This window comes from Streptomyces sp. NBC_01537 (assembly GCF_045040445.1).
GTDB lineage: Bacteria > Actinomycetota > Actinomycetes > Streptomycetales > Streptomycetaceae > Actinacidiphila.
Genome location: NZ_CP109392.1, coordinates 3,137,347 through 3,153,165 on the forward strand (window position 1 = coordinate 3,137,347; position 15,819 = coordinate 3,153,165).

The following is a 15,819-nucleotide window of genomic DNA, read 5'->3' on the forward strand; positions in this document are numbered from 1 at the left end:
GGTTCAGGCGTCGGCGACCGGGGCGTTGGCCGTGGCCTTGGTGAAGCGCGGCAGGGCGGCGGCACTGACCGCGAGCAGGGCGACGATGCCCATCTGCACGTACTCGACGCCGGCGAAGGCGTGAGCGACGTTGTGCGGCGCAAGGGTCAGGTAGAGGGTTCCGAGGGTGGCCACACCGAGGGCGAGACCGCTCTGCTGCAGGGTGATCAGCACGCCGCTGCCGATGCCGCCGAGGTGGGCGGGGACGTCGGCGAGCACGCTGCGGAACAGGCCGGCGAACAGCATCGACTGCCCGGCACCCACCAGGGCGAGCGGCACGGCCATGGCCCACAGGCTGACGTGCGGCCACTTCCCGACCAGAATGACCACCAGCGCGATCAGTCCGGCGAGTTGGATGACGGCACCGGTGGACAGTGCGGCGCGGCCGAATCGTGTGATCATGCGGGGTGCGACCAGGGAGCCGGCGAAGAACAGCAGGGCCATGGGCAGGATCGCCAGGCCGCTGTGCAGGGCGTCGGCGTGCAGGCCGTTCTGGATGGTGAGGGCGAAGACGAACATGAACGCGCCGAAGCCGATGCTGAAGGCGAACACCATCGCCAGGCCACGGCACATCGACGGCAGGCGCAGCAGGGACGGCGGCAGCAGCGGCACCTCGCCGCGCTGCTCGGTGCGCTTCTCCACGAGGTAGGTGGCGGCGCCGAGGACGACGGCTACCGCGAGCAGCAGCCAGGTCCACCACGGCCAGCCCAGGGAGTGGCCCTCGGTCAGCGGGACCAGCAGGGCGGTGAGGGTGGCGGCGAACAGTACGGTGCCGGGCAGGTCGATGCCGACGGGGTGGGGCGAGCGGGTGCTGGGCACGATCCGCGCCGCCACCAGGATCACGACCACGCCGATGGGCACGTTGACCAGGAAGATCGGCCGCCAGGAGGTACCGGCGATGTCGGCGCTGACCAGCAGCCCGCCCACCAGCTGCCCGACCACGGCGGCGATGCCGGAGGTCGCCCCGTACAGGGCCACGGCGCGGGACTTGCGTTCACCTTCGAGTACGTGATGGAAGGTCGCCAGTACCTGCGGGATGAGCAGCGCGGCGGTGGCGCCCTGGATGATGCGGGCCGCGATCAGCGCACCCACGGTCGGGGCGACGCCGCAGGCCAGCGAGGCCAGGACGAAGCCCACGAGCCCGCCGAAGAAGATGCGGTGGCGGCCGTAGCGGTCACCCAGCCGTCCCCCGAGGACCAGCAGGGTCGCGTACGCGACGCCGTACCCGGCGATCACCAGCTCCAGCGACGAGGCCGAGGCATGCAGCGAGGCGTCGATGCTGGGCAGGGCCACGTTGGTGATGAAGAAGTCCATGATCGGCAGGAACGCGCCCGCCAGCAGGATGAACACCCCGACCGGGTGCAGCCCGCCCGCGCGGGCCATGGCGCGGGGGGAGGCCGTCGCGGCCCCGGCCTGCCCGGAGGAAAGGGTTGTCGTCATGACAGATCCTCGATGGTAGTTATGCACTCATAACTATGAGGGCATGACGAGTATGATGTCATAACCAGTTCCTTGGCAACCCCGCACCCGGGAGATGTGATGCACGACAAAACGCACCAGGCGGGCTCGGCGGCCGGACCGGCCGAAGAGCAGCGATGGGCCGACCTGGCCGACCTCGTGCTGATCATCAGCCGGGAGATCCAGTTCCGCCGCTACACCGACGAGCGGGCCGTCCACCTGTCGCAGTCCGAGGGCATGGTGATGCGCTACCTGAAGCGCGACCCCGACGCAACGCCCAGCCGCATCGCCGCCGCAACCGGGCTACAGCGCACCAACCTCTCCACCGTCCTGCGCGGGCTCGAACACAAGGGCTTCATCGAGCGGCACGCCCACTCGGGCGACGGTCGCGGGGTGACGGTCCACTCCACCGAACGCGGGCGCAGCAACACCGTCCTCGTCCGGCAGGAATGGGCCACGTCCGTCTCCGCGGCCGCCGGCCACGACACCACAGACCTCGACGCGGCCCTGACACTGCTCACCGCCGTGGAAGCCGGACTGACCAGGACGCGACCACAGCCCGGTGCCGTGCGCCTGGCAACAGAGTCCTGACCTCCTTGATGCGAGGGCGGCGGCGGGTCAGCAGCAGGTGCTGCTGGAGGTGGCGGCAGCGGGCTCGGCCGCCGCTGTGCAGCACGCGCTGCCCTCCTGGCGATCGAGGGCGTCGGCGTCGGCTTTGACGACGTAGACCTCCCAGGGTTCCTGGCCGGGGGCGTGGACCCAGACCTTGTCCTGGAGGGCGTAGCAGCAGGTGGTGTCCACCTCCTCGGTCGTGGCCAGTCCGGCGTCGGCGAGGCGCCGTGTGGCGTCGGTGACGGCGGTGGTGGTGTCGACTTCTACGCCGAGGTGGTCCAGGCGGGTGTCCTCGGTGGTGTCGCCTTGGAAGAGGACGAGCTTGAGCGGCGGTTCGGCGATGGCGAAGTTGGCGTAACCGTCGCGGAGTTTGGCGGGCTCGGTGCCGAAGAGCTTGGTGTAGAAGGCGATGGACGCATCGAGGTCGGGGACGCGGAGGGCGAGCTGTACGCGGGACATGACGTGCCTCCTGGTGAGCGGGTTGGGGTTCAGCAGCCGCCGGACGTGGCGGGGGCGGAGCAGCAGCCTCCGGCGTCGGTTCCCTGGGCGGCCTCTGGCTCGTCGAAGAGTCCGGCGCCGCCGCAGACGCCGGTCTCGGGGAGGGTGAGTTCGACGCGGGCGGCGGCCTCGTGGTCGCCGGCGAGGGCGGCGGCGATGGAGCGGACCTGCTCGTATCCGGTCATGGCCAGGAACGTGGGCGCGCGCCCGTACGACTTCATGCCGGCGAGGTACACGTCCTGCTCCGGGTGGGACAGCTCCTTCACGCCGTGGGGGTAGACGGTGCCGCAGGAGTGGACGTTGGGGTCGATCAGCGGGGCCAGCTCCACCGGGGCCTGGAGGCGCGCATCGAGGCCGAGGCGCAGCTCGGCGAGGAAGGACAGGTCGGGGCGGAAGCCGGTGAGGACGATGACCTCGTCCACCGGTTCGCTGCGGCGGCCGTCCTCGCCGACGAGGGCCAGTCGCTCGCCGTCCTTCTCGACGGCGGCGGTACGGAAGCCGGTGACCGCGCTCGCGTGCCCGGCGTCGACGGCGGCCTTGGCCCGCAGGCCGAGCGCGCCACGGGCGGGGAGCTGGTCGGCCTCGCCGCCGCCGAAGGTGCTGCCGCCGATGCCCCGGCGCAGGATCCACACCGCGTGTGTGCCGGCCTCGTCCTTGGCGAGGTCGGCGAGGTAGGCCAGGGCCGTGAAAGCGGAGGCGCCGGAGCCGACCACGGCCGTGCGCTTACCTGCGTAGCGGGCGCGTACGGCGGGGTTCTTGAGGTCGGGGACGCGGTAGACGATGCGGTCGGCCGCCGCGCGCTCACCCAGGGCCGGGAGGCCGTCGCCGCCGAGCGGGCTGGGGGTGGACCAGGTGCCTGAGGCGTCGATGACGGCGCGGGCGGCGATCCGCTCCTCGGTGCCGTCGGCGGTGGTGAGGTGGACGGTGAAGGGCTGCTCCTCACGGCCGGCATCCACCACGCGGTCGCGCCCGGCGCGGGCGACCCCGCTCACGGTGGCGCCGAACCGCACGCGGTCACCGAGGGCCTCGGCCAGCGGCTGGAGGTACTGGTCGGCCCAGTCGGCGCCGGTCGGGTAGGCGGCACCGTCGGGGCGGACCCAGCCGGTGGGGGCAAGGAGCTTCTCGGCGGCAGGGTCGACCAGCTCGGACCAGGTGGAGAACAGCCGTACGTGCGACCACTCACGCACGGCCGTGCCGCCGCTCGGACCGGCTTCCAGCACCAGGGGCTCCAGGCCCTGCTCCAGCAGGTGGGCGGCAGCGGCCAGGCCGATCGGGCCGGCGCCGACGACGACAACGGGGAGTGCGGCGGTCTCGCTCATGAGGCGGTGCCTTTCTGGGCCGGCAGACTTTTGTTTCGACATTCGTCGATACAAAAGAGCCTGGCACTTTGCATCGACAGATGTCAACATAGACGCATGTCGAATTTGAAGACGGTCGAACTGCCGGTCATCGAAGAGGTCGCCCCGTGCTGCCCGCCGCTGACCTCCTCCGCGCTGTCCGAGGAGGACTCCGTGCGGATGGCGGCGATGTTCAAGGCGCTCGGCGATCCGGTCCGGCTGCGGCTGTTCTCCAGGGTCGCCTCGCACCCGGACGGCGAGGCGTGCGTCTGCGACATCTCCGACGTCGGCGTATCGCAGCCCACCGTCAGCCATCACCTGAAGAAGCTCCGCGACGTCGGACTACTGGAGTCCGAGCGGCGCGGAACCTGGGTCTACTACCGGCTCGCCCCCGGCGTCCTCGCCGGAATGGCCGGGCTGCTCACGGCCCGCTAGGGCCGGAATCCCCCGGGCGGCCGAAGATCAGCGCGACCAGGGCGAGACCCACGACTCCGCCGACCACCTGCATGCCGATGAAGCCGGGCACGGACGCCGGGGCGATGCCGGCGAAGGTGTCGGAGAAGGCGCGGCCGATGGTGACCGCGGGGTTGGCGAAGGAGGTGGAGGAGGTGAACCAGTAGGCGGCGCCGATGTACGAGGCGACGGCGACCGGGGCGAAGCGCAGGTTGTCGGTGCGGGCGAGGCCGAAGATCAGCAGGATCAGTCCGGCCGTCGCCACGATCTCGCCGAGGAGGAGATGCCCGGCGGAGCGGTCGTGGGTGGACCACTTCACCAGTTGCCGGCCGAACATCGCGTCGGCCAAAATCGCGCCCGCGATGGCCCCGGCGATCTGGGCCGGGATGTAGGCCAGGGTCTCGCGGGCGGTGACGCCGCCACCGCCGTGGCGGGCGGTCCACCACTCGGCGAGGGTGACGACGGGGTTGAAGTGTGCGCCGGAGACGGGGCCGAGCAAGAGGATGAGCACGCCGAGGCCGAAGACGGTGGCGAGGGAGTTGGCCAGCAGCTGCACACCCACGTCCTGGGTCAGCCCGGTGGCCTGGATGCCGGAGCCGATCACCACGGCCACCAGGGCGGCGGTGCCCACGAACTCGGCGGCGGCCCGTCGGCCGAGCGGAACACGCGGCGGCGTCGCCCCGGGCGCGGGCTGGGGCTCGGTGGCGGCTATGGCGGGCCCCGCAGTGGTCTGGCGGCTGGCTTCGGTGGCGCTCAACGGGGACTCCTGGGGGCGGGGCGGGACGACAGATCAGGGGCAGGCGCGCTTGACGTTGCCCTCGGCGGTGGCGCGGGCGGTGGTGGCAAGCTCCGCGAAGGAGCCTGCCAGCGCCTCTATGACGTCGGGGAGCAGCCGGTAGTAGGTGAACCGGCCGCAGGGCTCGGCCTCCACGACCCCGGCCTCTCTGAGCACCCGCAGGTGGTTGGAGAGGTTGGTCTGCTTCGCGCCCGTCTCCTCCACGAGATGCGTGGTGCACAGCGTCTCGCGGGCGAGCAGGGTCACGATCTGGAGCCTGAGCGGGTCGGCCAGCACCCGGATCAGATCAGTATCGACTGACGTCATCATGGGCTGATACTGTCACATCAGTCGGGCCTGATACCAGCCCGGTCACCCCCTTCGTCACCAGCCATGAGACAAGTGAGACCCCGATGTCCGACAAGCCCTCCGTGCTGTTCGTCTGCGTCCACAACGCGGGCCGCTCCCAGATGGCCGCTGCCTGGCTGACCCACCTCGCCGGAGACCGCGTCGAGGTCCGCTCCGCCGGCTCCGCCCCGGCCGACACCGTCAACCCGGCGGCCGTCGAGGCGATGAAGGAGGTCGGCATCGACATGTCGGCCGAGACCCCCAAGATCCTCACCGTCGAGGCCGTCCAGGCCTCCGACGTGTGCATCACCATGGGCTGCGGCGACACCTGCCCCGTCTTCCCCGGCAAGCGCTACCTCGACTGGACCCTGGAGGACCCGGCCGGCCAGGGCGTGGAGGCCGTACGGCCGATCCGCGACGAGATCAAGGCCCGCATCGAGACCCTGATCGCCGAGATCGCCCCGGCCCCCGCGTCATGACACCGCCGGCGGCGCGCTGATGCAGACCACCGAGGTCAAGAACTTCCCCGGCTTCCGCGACGGCATCATGGGCCCCGGCCTCATGGACAACATGCGAGCCCAGGCCGAACGCTTCGGCGCCGAACTGATCGCGGACGACGTGGTCGCGGTCGACCTCGACGGTGACATCAAGACCGTCACCGACTCCGAAGGCACCGCGCACCGCGACGGCTTCTTCTTCCGCGAACACGACATCGCCGTCGTCGGCGGCGGCGACACCGCGATCGAGGAAGCCACCTTCCTCTCCCGCTTCGCACCCTGCGCGCCTCCAAGGCCATGCAGGACCGCGCCTTCGCCGACCCCAAGATCTCCTTCGCCTGGGACAGTGAAGTCACCGCCATCCACGGCACCGACAGCAAGCTCTCCGGGCTGACCCTGCGCAACACCAAAACCGGCCGCCAGGCCATCACCGCCGCCGGCACCGGCTGTGCCGCCGCCCTCGGCGCCGAGCGCTACCTCGCGGCCCTCTGACGAGGGCGAAACGCCATGACCTGGTTGCGTTGGCCAGCATCGGGCTCGGCGCTGTGCTGACCTTGCGTCAAATTCAGGTCAGCCGGGAAGGAATATCAGTGCTGACCGTTCCACATGCTTGCATGCTGGAAACGGGAGTTCGCCCGTGATCCGGGAAGGGGGCGTTCGTGAGGATCGATTCCGTGAAGCGGCCTGAACGAGTTGCTGTCATCGGAGTGGGCATTCTCGGAGCCAGCGTGGGCTGGAACCTGTCCCGGCACGGCGCCAAGGTGGTCTTCATCGACGCAGGCCGGCCGGGAGAAGGCGTCACCAACTGGTCTTTCTCATGGGCCAACGCCAGCAACAAGACCGCGCGCAAGTCCTACTTCGACCTGAACGTCGCGGGCATGGCAGCGCACCGAGAGCTCGCCAGGACCATCGGGCCGGAATCGTGGTGGCATCCCAGCGGCCACCTGCGCTGGACAGACGATCCCGCAGCGGAGGCGAAGCTCCTGAAAACAGCCGAACTGCTGGCCGGCTGGGACTACCGGGTCGAGGTGTACACGGGGGCCGAGGTGCGCCGCCGCCTTGAACCTGCTCTCACGATGCCCGGCGAGGTTCCGGTCGTGTTCTACCCCGACGAAGCCTGGGTGCACGGACGCAATCTCGTCGGCCGCCTGGTCGGCCAGGCCGTTGCATCCGGCGCCGAGCTCAGGTCCGGCACCGCGGTCCGTGACATCGGCACCGGTGCCGACGGGAGCATCCGGACAGTTGCTCTGTCCGATGGGAGCTGTCTCGACGTCGACATCGTCGTGAACGCAGCAGGCCCCAGCGCCTCCCACGTCGCCGGGCTCGTCGCGCGGCAGTTGCCGATGCGCCGGGAACCCGGCGCCGTCACCCGGATCGGCTGTGCTCAGGTCCCGGTTCACCGGGCCATGCACGCGCCTCACATCGAGATCCGTCCTGACGGAGACGCTTCGGTGGTCCTCCACAGCCGCGAGATCGACGCACTCATCGACACAGGCGAAGAGCCGGCGGAACTCGCACGGCTGCTCCACGAATCGGCGCGGCACGTCGTTCCCGAGCTCGGCAACTCCCGCATCGCACAGACACGGGTGGCCTTCCGGCCCATCCCGGCCGACGGATTCCCCTCGGTGGGAGCGGTGCCGTCTGTGCCGGGCTACTACGAGGCCGTTTCCCACAGCGGCATCACGCTCGGCCCGATAATCGGCCGGCTGCTCGCTTCGGAGATCCTCAGCGGGAAGAGAGACGAGATGCTTGCGGACTTCCGCCCGGAGCGGTTCCCCCCGTGACGCGCACGGGGCTCTGTGCGCCGGCCCGCGCACGCTATCCGCTGCCGGGCGGTGGGGCGTCAGCGGCGCCCGACGTACTGGCCGTCCACCGTGATGGCGGTGATGCCGCTGATGTGCCGGGCCCCGCAACGGTCCTGGGGCAGTACGAGCTGCGGGCCGGCCCGGTCCAGCGGAGTGTCGTCGATCCGGACCGCGAGCAGCACGGGCGCGCGGCCGAAGTCGGGGTCGATCTCGGCCCAGGTCAGCAGCGCGTGATGCCCGTCGGCTCCCGTGACGGCGATCAGGAACCGCAGCCGGTCCTTGCGGCGGGCGGGGTCGAAGCCGGGCCCGGCGTCGGTGAGGACATCGTGCAGCAGCGGGCCCTCGAAGCGGTGGTGCTGTACGCCGCTGGTCGCGCACTCGAAGCTGACCCGCACCCGCTGCTGCGGCCAGGCGAGCAGGCCGGCCACCGTGAGCCGGGCCGGGCGGGCGAGATCACCGGTCAGGGCGACCTCGGCCAGCGGATCGGCGACCGTAAGGGACTGGCTCACTGGCTACCACCTCCCGGATGACGGTACCCGTCCGACGCAGCCGCCCAAACGCAGATACCAGAGCAGATAGCCTGATCGTCCAGCACATGCGGTGCCGTCAAGGTCAGTGGTTTGCATTTGCAGCCGGGGCAGTCAGCCGAGGTCGAGCAGTTCCTCGAGGAAACCGCCGAACCCACGCTGCTGGTCGACGAGATGGATCTCCAGGATCCAGTGGCAGGGCCGCCCCAGCCGGTCGGGGCGGCGCAGCGGTGTGTCGTTCCCGGGTGCGATGTGCGCCGTGACGTCCGTCCACTCGTCGGTCTCGGGCGGGAACTCGCCCACCAGGTGTCCGGCGTGCCAGCCGCCCAGTTGCCATCCGGCCTGCGCCGCCAGCCGTTCCACCTCGGCGTACAGCTGCTTGCCGGTGATGTCCGGATCGGCCTCGAAGGCGCGGCGCCCGGCTGCGAAGAGTTCCGGCAGATCGTCCCGGAGCCGGTGCTTCACGGGGTCGTCGCCGAGGACGAAGGTGCGCCCGAAGTCGGCCTCGAACTCTTCGAAGATCGGCCCGAAGTCCGCGAAGGCGATGTCGTCGGCCGCGATGGTGCGGTCCGGCGGGTTCTCCTTGTACGGCAGGAGGGTGTTGGGTCCGGACCGCACGATCCGCTTGTGCCAGTAGTGCGTCGTGCCGAACATCTCGTTCGCCAGGTCACGGATGTGGTCGCTCACCTCGCGTTCGCCCCGGCCCGCGGCGACCAGGCCCCGCTCCTCGATCTCGGCGAACAGGTCAGCCGCCTTGGCCTGGGCGTCCAGCAGCCGCGCCACGCGCGTGGATTCATCCGACATACCGCCGACCGTACGTATTCCGCTCCGCCCCCGGCAAGCCTCCGCCCCTGCGGGGGACAGCGGCACGGATGCACGGATTGCCCAGGCGAGTGGTTGCACAAACTGCATGAATGCATCACATTGAGTGCCTTTACGGGCGCGGCACGGCTCGCCGCGCACCCCGAGGGCCGACGCTGGCGGTGCCCAATCCAGGCAGGCGCTGGTCGCCTGCGGTGAAAGGAGATCTCTATGCGTGTATCCCAGTTCGCGGCTGCGCTCGGCGTGGCGGCCGCCATGGTCCTCGGCGGCGCGGTGAGCGCCGGCGCGGTCACACCGGCGTCGTCAGCGGCCGGTGCCCACGTGTCGCACGACGACGACCACGGACGCGACGGACGGCACGGGTACCACCACGGCCGTCACCACCACCACCATCACCACGGGTGGTTCGGGCACCGGCACCACCGGCACGACTACCGCTGACGCGTGAGCGGGCTGCCCTGGCGCCCTCAGGGGTGCCAGGGCAGCCCGCGCTGTGACCGGCGATCCACCGCTCGGCGAGTTCGAGCACGGCGAGGCCGATCCGCCGGTCGTGGGCCGGCCAGACCCCGCTCGTACCGGTCCGCGAGGACCCGTGGTCAGTACGCGGGCTTCACGGCTCCGGCGGGAAGTTTCCCGCCGTCCTTCCGGACCACGCTGCACAGCACGTGGCGGAACCCGGCCTCCCACTCCTTGTCGGTGGAGTACCAGCCCGACATCTCCTGTCCCTGGCCCCGGGCCCAGTCGACGCCGTACTTCTCCTGGCAGAGCTCTCCCATGTCGACGCTGTCCGGCGAGCCGTCGCCCGAGGCCCAGGTCCAGCCGACCATCTGCTCGTCGTGCGGCTTGTCGCAGCTCACCAGGGTCATGTCGTATGTGTCGTCATCGTTCTCCTTGGCGTTGATGCAGTCACCCGGGCCCAACTGCGTGCTGTACACCTCGTCGCCCAGCTTGCGGAAGTCGCCGAGCGGGCCGCCGAGGGTGGCGTTCTTCAGGAAGAGCAGGCAGGCCGAGGCAGGCGGCTCGCTCTGCCCGGGCTCGGGCGTGAGGACGTACAGCACCGGGTCGGCCATGGTGCCGCGCAGCTCGGCGGTGCGCCGGGTGCACTCGTCCCGTACGGCCTCCGTGCCGGACGCCGCCACGGTCGTGATGACCTGGCCGTCGGGGTTGTCGTCGTAGCAGTCGACGAGCTTCAGGCCGGGCTGCCCCTTGAACTTCCCGTGCTTCCAGTCGGCGTCGACGCACTGCCCCGGCGTGAGCTCCTCGCGCAATCCGGCCTGCCTGCCGTACGGATACGCGCTGCGGGTCAGGGTCAGGGTCGGGGACGGAGTCGCGACGACCTTCGCCGCCCCGTCCTTCGCGGCGGGGAACGTGGTGGAGCCGAGCGCGAACCCACCGCCCCCGACCAGCACGGCGGCGAGCGTCAGCAGCGCGGCGGTGTGCCGAACCGAGGCGCGGGGGGTGGGCGCGGGCTCCCCCGGGCCTTTGGGCACGGGCAGCGACGCGCTGCGGGTGGTCCCGGTCCCCGTCGCCGCGGCCTCCGCGAGCAGTTCGGCCGCCTGCGCCGCCTGCGTACGGTCCAACGGGTCCTTGGCCAGCAGCCCCATGATGACGCGGCTGAGCGGGCCGCTCGCCCGCCGCGGCACGGCGGGTTCCGTCGTGAGCCGCTCGAAGGGGGCGGTGCCCTCGACGGCGAGGTAGAGGGTGACGCCGAGTGAGAACAGGTCGGACGCGGGAGTCGCCTCGCCGCCGGACAGCCGCTCCGGCGCCAGGTAGCCCGGGGTGCCGACCAGCATGCCGCTCCGGGTGATCCGGGTCTCGCGGGGCCGCAGCGAGATGCCGTAGTCCGTGAGCAGGACCCGGCGGTCGGGGACGCCCGAATGGTCCGGCGCCAGCAGGATGTTGGAGGGCTTCACGTCCCGGTGGATGATGCCGAGCCGGTGCCCGGCGGAGAGCCCGTCGAGGGCGGCCGCCCCGATCCGGGCCACCTCGCCGCTCGGCAGCGGGCCGCGCTCCTTGAGGACGGCGTGCAGGTCCCGCGTACCCGGCAGGTACTCCATCACGATCCACGGTCGGTCGTCGTCCTCCAGCACGTCGTACACCGTGACGACGTTCGGGTGTTCGCGCAGCTGCGCCGCCTTGAGTGCCTCCTTGCGCCCCCGGCCGACGAGGTCGCCGATGACCGCGTCCGGCTCGTGCGGTACGTCGATCTCCTTGACCGCGACGAGCGCCCGGAGCTCCTCGTCCTCGGCCAGCCAGACGCTTCCCCCGCCGCCGGAACCCAGCCGCTGCCTCAGCCGGTACCGTCCGGCAATGACCCGTTCCCGTTCCTGTTCCCGAGCCATCAGAGGTATCCCCCTCGCCCGTGAGTGACCAGCGGCCGGAAGGCGGCCCGTACATCGGACTTGGACGGGTCGACGTACCTGTCCGACGGCGAGTAGCCGAAGAAGGACTCGGGGCAGCTCGTGCCGTTGATCTGGATCTTGCGGTTGGCGATGAGCTTGCCGGTACGCAACTCGTAGACCTTCACCGGGATCGCGATCCTGTCGAAGGACACGTCCGAGATCGCACCTGAGTCCTGGTTCCTGTACGTGCATGTCTCGACGGAGGATCCGAAGCCGTCCTCGCCCATGCAGACCACCAGGACTGCGTTGGTGGGGTCGTCGGCCTTCCAGGAGCCGGGGAGCCGGTCCGAGTAGTCGTCGGCGGAGTCGTCATCGGCGTAGAACAGCGCGCGGTTGACGCCCTTGCCGACGGGCTTGGCGCCGCTGTACTTCGCCGGGTGGGAGCAGTACTCGGGCTGCGAGCCGGTCCCGTCCGCGAGCAGGCTGCGGACGTTGTCCAGCTCGATGCTCTGCGTGGCCTTCCTGAGTCCCTTGCGGGCCTTGTCCGTGAGGTCGTTGCCGGGGTACTGGTTGAGCAGCTGCTCATACTGCGTCCGGGCGTCCTCCCAGTTGCCGGCCGCCATGAGTTTGTCGCCGCATCCGAGATGTGCGGCGGGTGCGACCCGCGCGGCGGTGTCGGCGGACCGGTCCAGTACGTCGTGGCTCGGCTTCCGGTCGCGGAGCCAGTCGGTGACGGTGACGGTGTCGCAGGGGTCCTTGGCGGGCAGGCCGTCGAGGAACCCGTTCAGGGTCGCTTCGACCGTCTTGTCGTTGCCGGGCTCCGCGAGGACCGAGGCGAGGGTGCCGAATCCTTCCTCCAGGGCAGCGGTGTATCCGTTGAGCGCGGTGGCCAGATCGGTCCGGGCCGTCCGCAGCCGGTTGCACGCCCGTACGGTCCCGTCGCCTCGGGCGGTCAGCGGGGCATCGGCGATGCGGGGGCCGAACCACACCCCGCTCTGGGCGGTCAACACCTCGGCGCAGTCGCCGCGTTCGCGGGCCTCGTTGACGCTGCGGTCGATCCGGGAGGCGTCGTAGCGCAGGAGCCCCACGGCCAGGAGCACCGGAAGCGTGAGGCCGAGCGCGATGAGGCGCTGCTCGCGCGCCCCGAACCGCCCGGAGTGCCCACCCACCAGGGACCGCGCAAGGGACCACCCGTGTGCGATGACGGCCGCCCACCATACGAGCACGACGGCCTCGCACCACGGCCGGGCGACCGAGGCAGCCCCGCAGACGAGCGCGGCCGTGACCACCACGGCGGCAACGGCGAGTTTGCGCCTGCCCAGCAACAGGTAGCCGACGCCGAGCAGTGAGGCGTTGCCGAGGGCCACGGCCAGCGGATCACGTGCGCGGGCCCCGATGTGCGTCCGGTTGTCCATCCTGATCTCCCCCTGTCACGGTACGAGTGCGAGTCGTCCGCATTGTTCGCCGCCGGTCCGGGACCGGTCCCGGGGCCGCGAGGGAGTGGGTTCGTCAGGCGGCGTCGATCAGCGCCAGGTCCATCGGTACGAGGGTGGTCGATGCCAGCAGTGCCCGGATCAGGTGGTCGTTGAGCGCGTTGCCGACCGGCTCTCCGAGCTCCTCGCGGGTCAGCCAGGGCACGCCGTCGCGGGACAGCCGCGTGCGGACGCCGTTGACCAGGTGCTCGACGCGCTTGTCCGTCCAGCCGGCGCCCGGCTGCGACTCGGCGAGCTCGGCGGCCGTCTGCCGCCAGGTGAGCGGCTGCGGCCGGGGCTCGTGCAGCAGGTACCGCCGGCCGAGCACGACGAGGGCGAGCTTCTCCTGTTCGGTGAGCGCCCACACGTGCGGCGGGCGGGTGACGTCCCCGTGCCGCGGTACCGGCCGCTCGCTCTCGGGGCCGGTGACGAAGACCTCCATCAGGTGCTCGCGGCCACGCGAACCGCCCACGAACAGCGGGGTGTAGCCGGTGTCGAGCGGTAGCGGCTCCTCGTCCCGGAACAGCAGCCGGGCCCCGGCGCACCGGATCGGCAGCCGTCCGGCGTTGCTCACCCACCAGCGGCCGCCCCGGTGGGTCAGGGTGCCCTGGTGGCGGCTGACCTGCGGGTCGTCCTCGCCGAGGCAGACGTGCACCTCGGGCCGGTTGCGGCCGAACAGGACCTCGCGGCCCTCCCCGGGTCCCAGCGTCATGCCGCCGGTCAGCGCGAGCGCGAAGACGGTGCCCGGCAGCGGCGCGGACGCGCCCCGGGCGAGGCTGCCGTGGGTGGCGGGCAGGCGCCGGCCCACGGCATCGGGTCTTCCCGGCACAGTCACGTCACTTCTCCGGCAGTCGCTTCGCGATGTTCCGTACGACGACGGCCGCGAACCCCGCAGCGCTGTCGCACAGTTGCTTGGCCGGAAGTGGCGCGTACACGGTCAGCTGGAACAGCTCGGTGGTGCGGTCGCCGGCGGAGTCCGTGTAGGTGCGGTGGGGGGTCCGTACGGTGCAGCTGTCGTCCTCGGCCTCGTCCGCGATGGAGTAGCTCTTCGTGCCGGCGACGTTCACCAGCTTTCCGTCCTCGGCGTCCAGCGAGTCGTCGCGGCTGAACTGGATCTCCACCTCGCGATTGCCGTCGTCGCTCGACCAGTCGCAGTCCCAGGAGCCGAAGCCGCGGTCCTGGTTGTCCACCTTGACGCCGGGAAGCCGCTTGAGCTCGGTGGCGTCGAGCAGCGTGCAGGCGTCGACCCGGGCCAGGGAGTTCACGGCCGGTGGCGATGAGCGCCGGGGGACCGGGCCGTCGGCCAGTACGCCGACCACGTGATCGGTGCCGGCGTCGGCCAGCGCGCACGGATCGGGCGACGGAGTGCCGAGCTGCTTCCCGATGACGCGGATCTGCTTGCCGTCGGTGGTCAGGACGGCCCGTTCGCAGGCCTTCCCGTCCTGCTTCAGTGTCACGACCGTGAGGTTGCCGACCATCCGGGTGGACAGGATGTCGTCGAACTCGTCCCGGTTGGCGTCGAGGTTGACCTGGACGTCGGCGTTGTCATCACCGCTGTTGTTCTGCACCAGGACGTCGCAGCGATCGAACTCCCCATAGTCCGGGGCCAGTTCGGTGCCGCCGAAGCGGCTCAGCGAGGCGGCGTCGAGCAGCTTGCAGGGATCCGCTGTACGGGCGTCACCGATGGCGCCCGCCCGTGCGGTGGCCGAGGGTTTCGCGTCCGTGGCGACGGTCCGGCCCTTCGAGGCCCACGGGCCGAGGAGGACGAGACCGGCCGTGACCGCCCCCGCCGTGACCAGCGCCACCGCCGTGATCACCAGGGGGCGGCGGCTACGGCGTACGGGGTCCGGCGGCCCGGGCTCCGGCAGCGGATCCTGGATGTCCTGGAGCGGCGGGGCGGCGTGCGTCAGCAGCTCCCGTGCCCTGGCGGCGTCGGGCCGGCGCCGGGGCTCCACCTCCAGCAACGCGGCGAGCGGCTCGGCCAGCGGGCCGGCCCGGAGCGCGGGCTCGATGTGTCCCTCGACGGCCCTGGCCAGGTACGCCATGAGGTGCTCGGCTTCCCCGTACGGCGACCGGCCCTCGACCGCCGCGTACAGGGAGGCGCCCAGGGAGAACACGTCGGATTTCTTCCCCGCGGGCTGCCCCTTGGCCACCTCGGGGGCCAGATAACGGGGTTTGCCACGCACGCTGCCCGTCCCGCTCTGCGTGGCGTCGTTCCAGAGGGCCCGGGAGATCCCGAAGTCGGTGAGTCTCGCGACGCCTTCGTCGGTGATGAGGATGTTCTCCGGCGTCACATCTCCGTGCACCACGCCCTCGCTGTGGGACTTCACCAGGGCGTCCGCGATCTGGCAGCCGATCGGCCCGGCCTCCTCCGGCGTGAGCAGGCCACGCTCCGTGACGATCTGCGCGAGGCTGCGCGAGGGTACGTACTCCATGATGATCCAGCCGGTGGCGCCCTCGTCGACGAAGTCGAACACGCCCACGATGTTCGGGTGGTGCAGCCGCCCGGCGTTGCGCGCCTCGGCCATGAGCCGCTGCGCTGCCCGATCGTCGTCCAGGCGCGCGCGCTTGACCGCGACCGGCCGCTCAAGCCGTTGGTCCCATGCCTGCCAGACGACACCCATCCCGCCGGTTCCGATGGGCTCCTGCAAGAGATACCGGCCGGCGATCCTGTCCCCGGCCCCTGGCGCCACCAGCACCGCCCCACTCCTCGCCGCCGCTCGCGCGCATGGTCCTGCCGCCACGCTTGTCCTGCCCCACGGTGACGGAGCGTACTCAGACCCGGCTCAGCAGTGATCAGATTCACAGGACTTCGTACGGACCTGCTCACAACC

The 15,819-nt window shown here is 71.0% G+C and carries 16 protein-coding genes and 1 pseudogene; 6 read left to right on the plus strand and 11 right to left on the minus strand.

Translation table 11 applies throughout. The features are described 5' to 3' along the window. Nucleotides 1–3 precede the first annotated feature (3 nt). Nucleotides 4–1,479: an MFS transporter gene (locus OG607_RS14285; RefSeq protein WP_405723197.1), complete on the minus strand. Its 1,476-nt coding sequence runs from the start codon at nucleotides 1,477–1,479 to the stop codon at nucleotides 4–6. Nucleotides 1,480–1,578: 99 nt separating this feature from the next. Here OG607_RS14285 and OG607_RS14290 point away from each other — a divergent pair, with 99 nt between their 5' ends. Beyond that, nucleotides 1,579–2,088: a MarR family winged helix-turn-helix transcriptional regulator gene (locus OG607_RS14290; protein WP_405723198.1), complete on the plus strand. Its 510-nt coding sequence runs from the start codon at nucleotides 1,579–1,581 to the stop codon at nucleotides 2,086–2,088. A 27-nt stretch (nucleotides 2,089–2,115) separates the two neighbouring features. On the opposite strand, the gene OG607_RS14295 is transcribed toward OG607_RS14290, so the two are convergent. Both OG607_RS14295 and OG607_RS14300 read right to left on the minus strand, forming a co-directional pair. Next, nucleotides 2,116–2,568: an ArsI/CadI family heavy metal resistance metalloenzyme gene (locus tag OG607_RS14295; protein WP_405723199.1), complete on the minus strand. Its 453-nt coding sequence runs from the start codon at nucleotides 2,566–2,568 to the stop codon at nucleotides 2,116–2,118. Between the two features lie 29 nt (nucleotides 2,569–2,597). Next, nucleotides 2,598–3,926: an NAD(P)-binding domain-containing protein gene (locus OG607_RS14300; protein ID WP_405723201.1), complete on the minus strand. Its 1,329-nt coding sequence runs from the start codon at nucleotides 3,924–3,926 to the stop codon at nucleotides 2,598–2,600. 96 nt (nucleotides 3,927–4,022) lie between these two features. Here OG607_RS14300 and OG607_RS14305 point away from each other — a divergent pair, with 96 nt between their 5' ends. Further along, entirely contained in the window at nucleotides 4,023–4,379 is a 357-nt protein-coding gene (locus OG607_RS14305; RefSeq protein WP_405723203.1) for an ArsR/SmtB family transcription factor, read from the plus strand. Here the strand turns inward: OG607_RS14305 and OG607_RS14310 are convergent. Beyond that, a complete protein-coding gene (locus OG607_RS14310) occupies nucleotides 4,366–5,154 on the minus strand; it encodes an aquaporin (RefSeq protein ID WP_405723205.1) in 789 nt (262 codons plus the stop codon). The two genes, OG607_RS14305 and OG607_RS14310, sit on opposite strands and share 14 nt — an antisense overlap. 33 nt (nucleotides 5,155–5,187) lie before the next feature. Beyond that, entirely contained in the window at nucleotides 5,188–5,502 is a 315-nt protein-coding gene (locus OG607_RS14315) for an ArsR/SmtB family transcription factor (RefSeq protein ID WP_405723207.1), read from the minus strand. Nucleotides 5,503–5,585: 83 nt separating this feature from the next. Between OG607_RS14315 and OG607_RS14320 the strand changes: the two genes are divergently transcribed. From OG607_RS14320 to OG607_RS14330, 3 genes and pseudogenes are all read left to right on the plus strand, one after another. After that, nucleotides 5,586–5,999: an arsenate reductase ArsC gene (locus OG607_RS14320; protein ID WP_405723208.1), complete on the plus strand. Its 414-nt coding sequence runs from the start codon at nucleotides 5,586–5,588 to the stop codon at nucleotides 5,997–5,999. A 1-nt stretch (nucleotide 6,000) separates the two neighbouring features. Further along, nucleotides 6,001–6,509: pseudogene (locus OG607_RS14325) on the plus strand (NAD(P)/FAD-dependent oxidoreductase); the annotation flags it as partial. Nucleotides 6,510–6,691: 182 nt separating this feature from the next. Then, nucleotides 6,692–7,801, plus strand: coding sequence for an NAD(P)/FAD-dependent oxidoreductase (locus OG607_RS14330; RefSeq protein WP_405736762.1), 1,110 nt, complete (start codon nucleotides 6,692–6,694; stop codon nucleotides 7,799–7,801). 59 nt (nucleotides 7,802–7,860) lie between these two features. Here OG607_RS14330 and OG607_RS14335 read toward each other — a convergent pair whose 3' ends face one another. Both OG607_RS14335 and OG607_RS14340 read right to left on the minus strand, forming a co-directional pair. Further along, nucleotides 7,861–8,331, minus strand: a complete 471-nt coding sequence (locus OG607_RS14335) for a molybdopterin-dependent oxidoreductase (RefSeq protein ID WP_405723209.1) — start codon at nucleotides 8,329–8,331, stop codon at nucleotides 7,861–7,863. Nucleotides 8,332–8,463: 132 nt separating this feature from the next. Then, nucleotides 8,464–9,153: a M24 family metallopeptidase gene (locus OG607_RS14340; RefSeq protein ID WP_405723211.1), complete on the minus strand. Its 690-nt coding sequence runs from the start codon at nucleotides 9,151–9,153 to the stop codon at nucleotides 8,464–8,466. A 228-nt stretch (nucleotides 9,154–9,381) separates the two neighbouring features. Here OG607_RS14340 and OG607_RS14345 point away from each other — a divergent pair, with 228 nt between their 5' ends. After that, a complete protein-coding gene (locus OG607_RS14345) occupies nucleotides 9,382–9,612 on the plus strand; it encodes a hypothetical protein (protein ID WP_405723213.1) in 231 nt (76 codons plus the stop codon). A gap of 155 nt (nucleotides 9,613–9,767) precedes the next feature. Here OG607_RS14345 and OG607_RS14350 read toward each other — a convergent pair whose 3' ends face one another. From OG607_RS14350 to OG607_RS14365, 4 genes are all read right to left on the minus strand, one after another. Continuing rightward, nucleotides 9,768–11,513, minus strand: coding sequence for a serine/threonine-protein kinase (locus OG607_RS14350; protein ID WP_405723215.1), 1,746 nt, complete (start codon nucleotides 11,511–11,513; stop codon nucleotides 9,768–9,770). Beyond that, complete coding sequence (locus tag OG607_RS14355) at nucleotides 11,513–12,928, minus strand: tetratricopeptide repeat protein (protein ID WP_405723216.1); 1,416 nt, start codon at nucleotides 12,926–12,928, stop codon at nucleotides 11,513–11,515. The genes OG607_RS14350 and OG607_RS14355 overlap by 1 nt, the downstream gene beginning before the upstream one ends. A 94-nt stretch (nucleotides 12,929–13,022) precedes the next feature. Continuing rightward, a complete protein-coding gene (locus OG607_RS14360) occupies nucleotides 13,023–13,820 on the minus strand; it encodes an FHA domain-containing protein (protein ID WP_405723218.1) in 798 nt (265 codons plus the stop codon). Between the two features lies 1 nt (nucleotide 13,821). Beyond that, nucleotides 13,822–15,684, minus strand: a complete 1,863-nt coding sequence (locus OG607_RS14365) for a serine/threonine-protein kinase (RefSeq protein ID WP_405723220.1) — start codon at nucleotides 15,682–15,684, stop codon at nucleotides 13,822–13,824. Nucleotides 15,685–15,819: the final 135 nt, after the last annotated feature.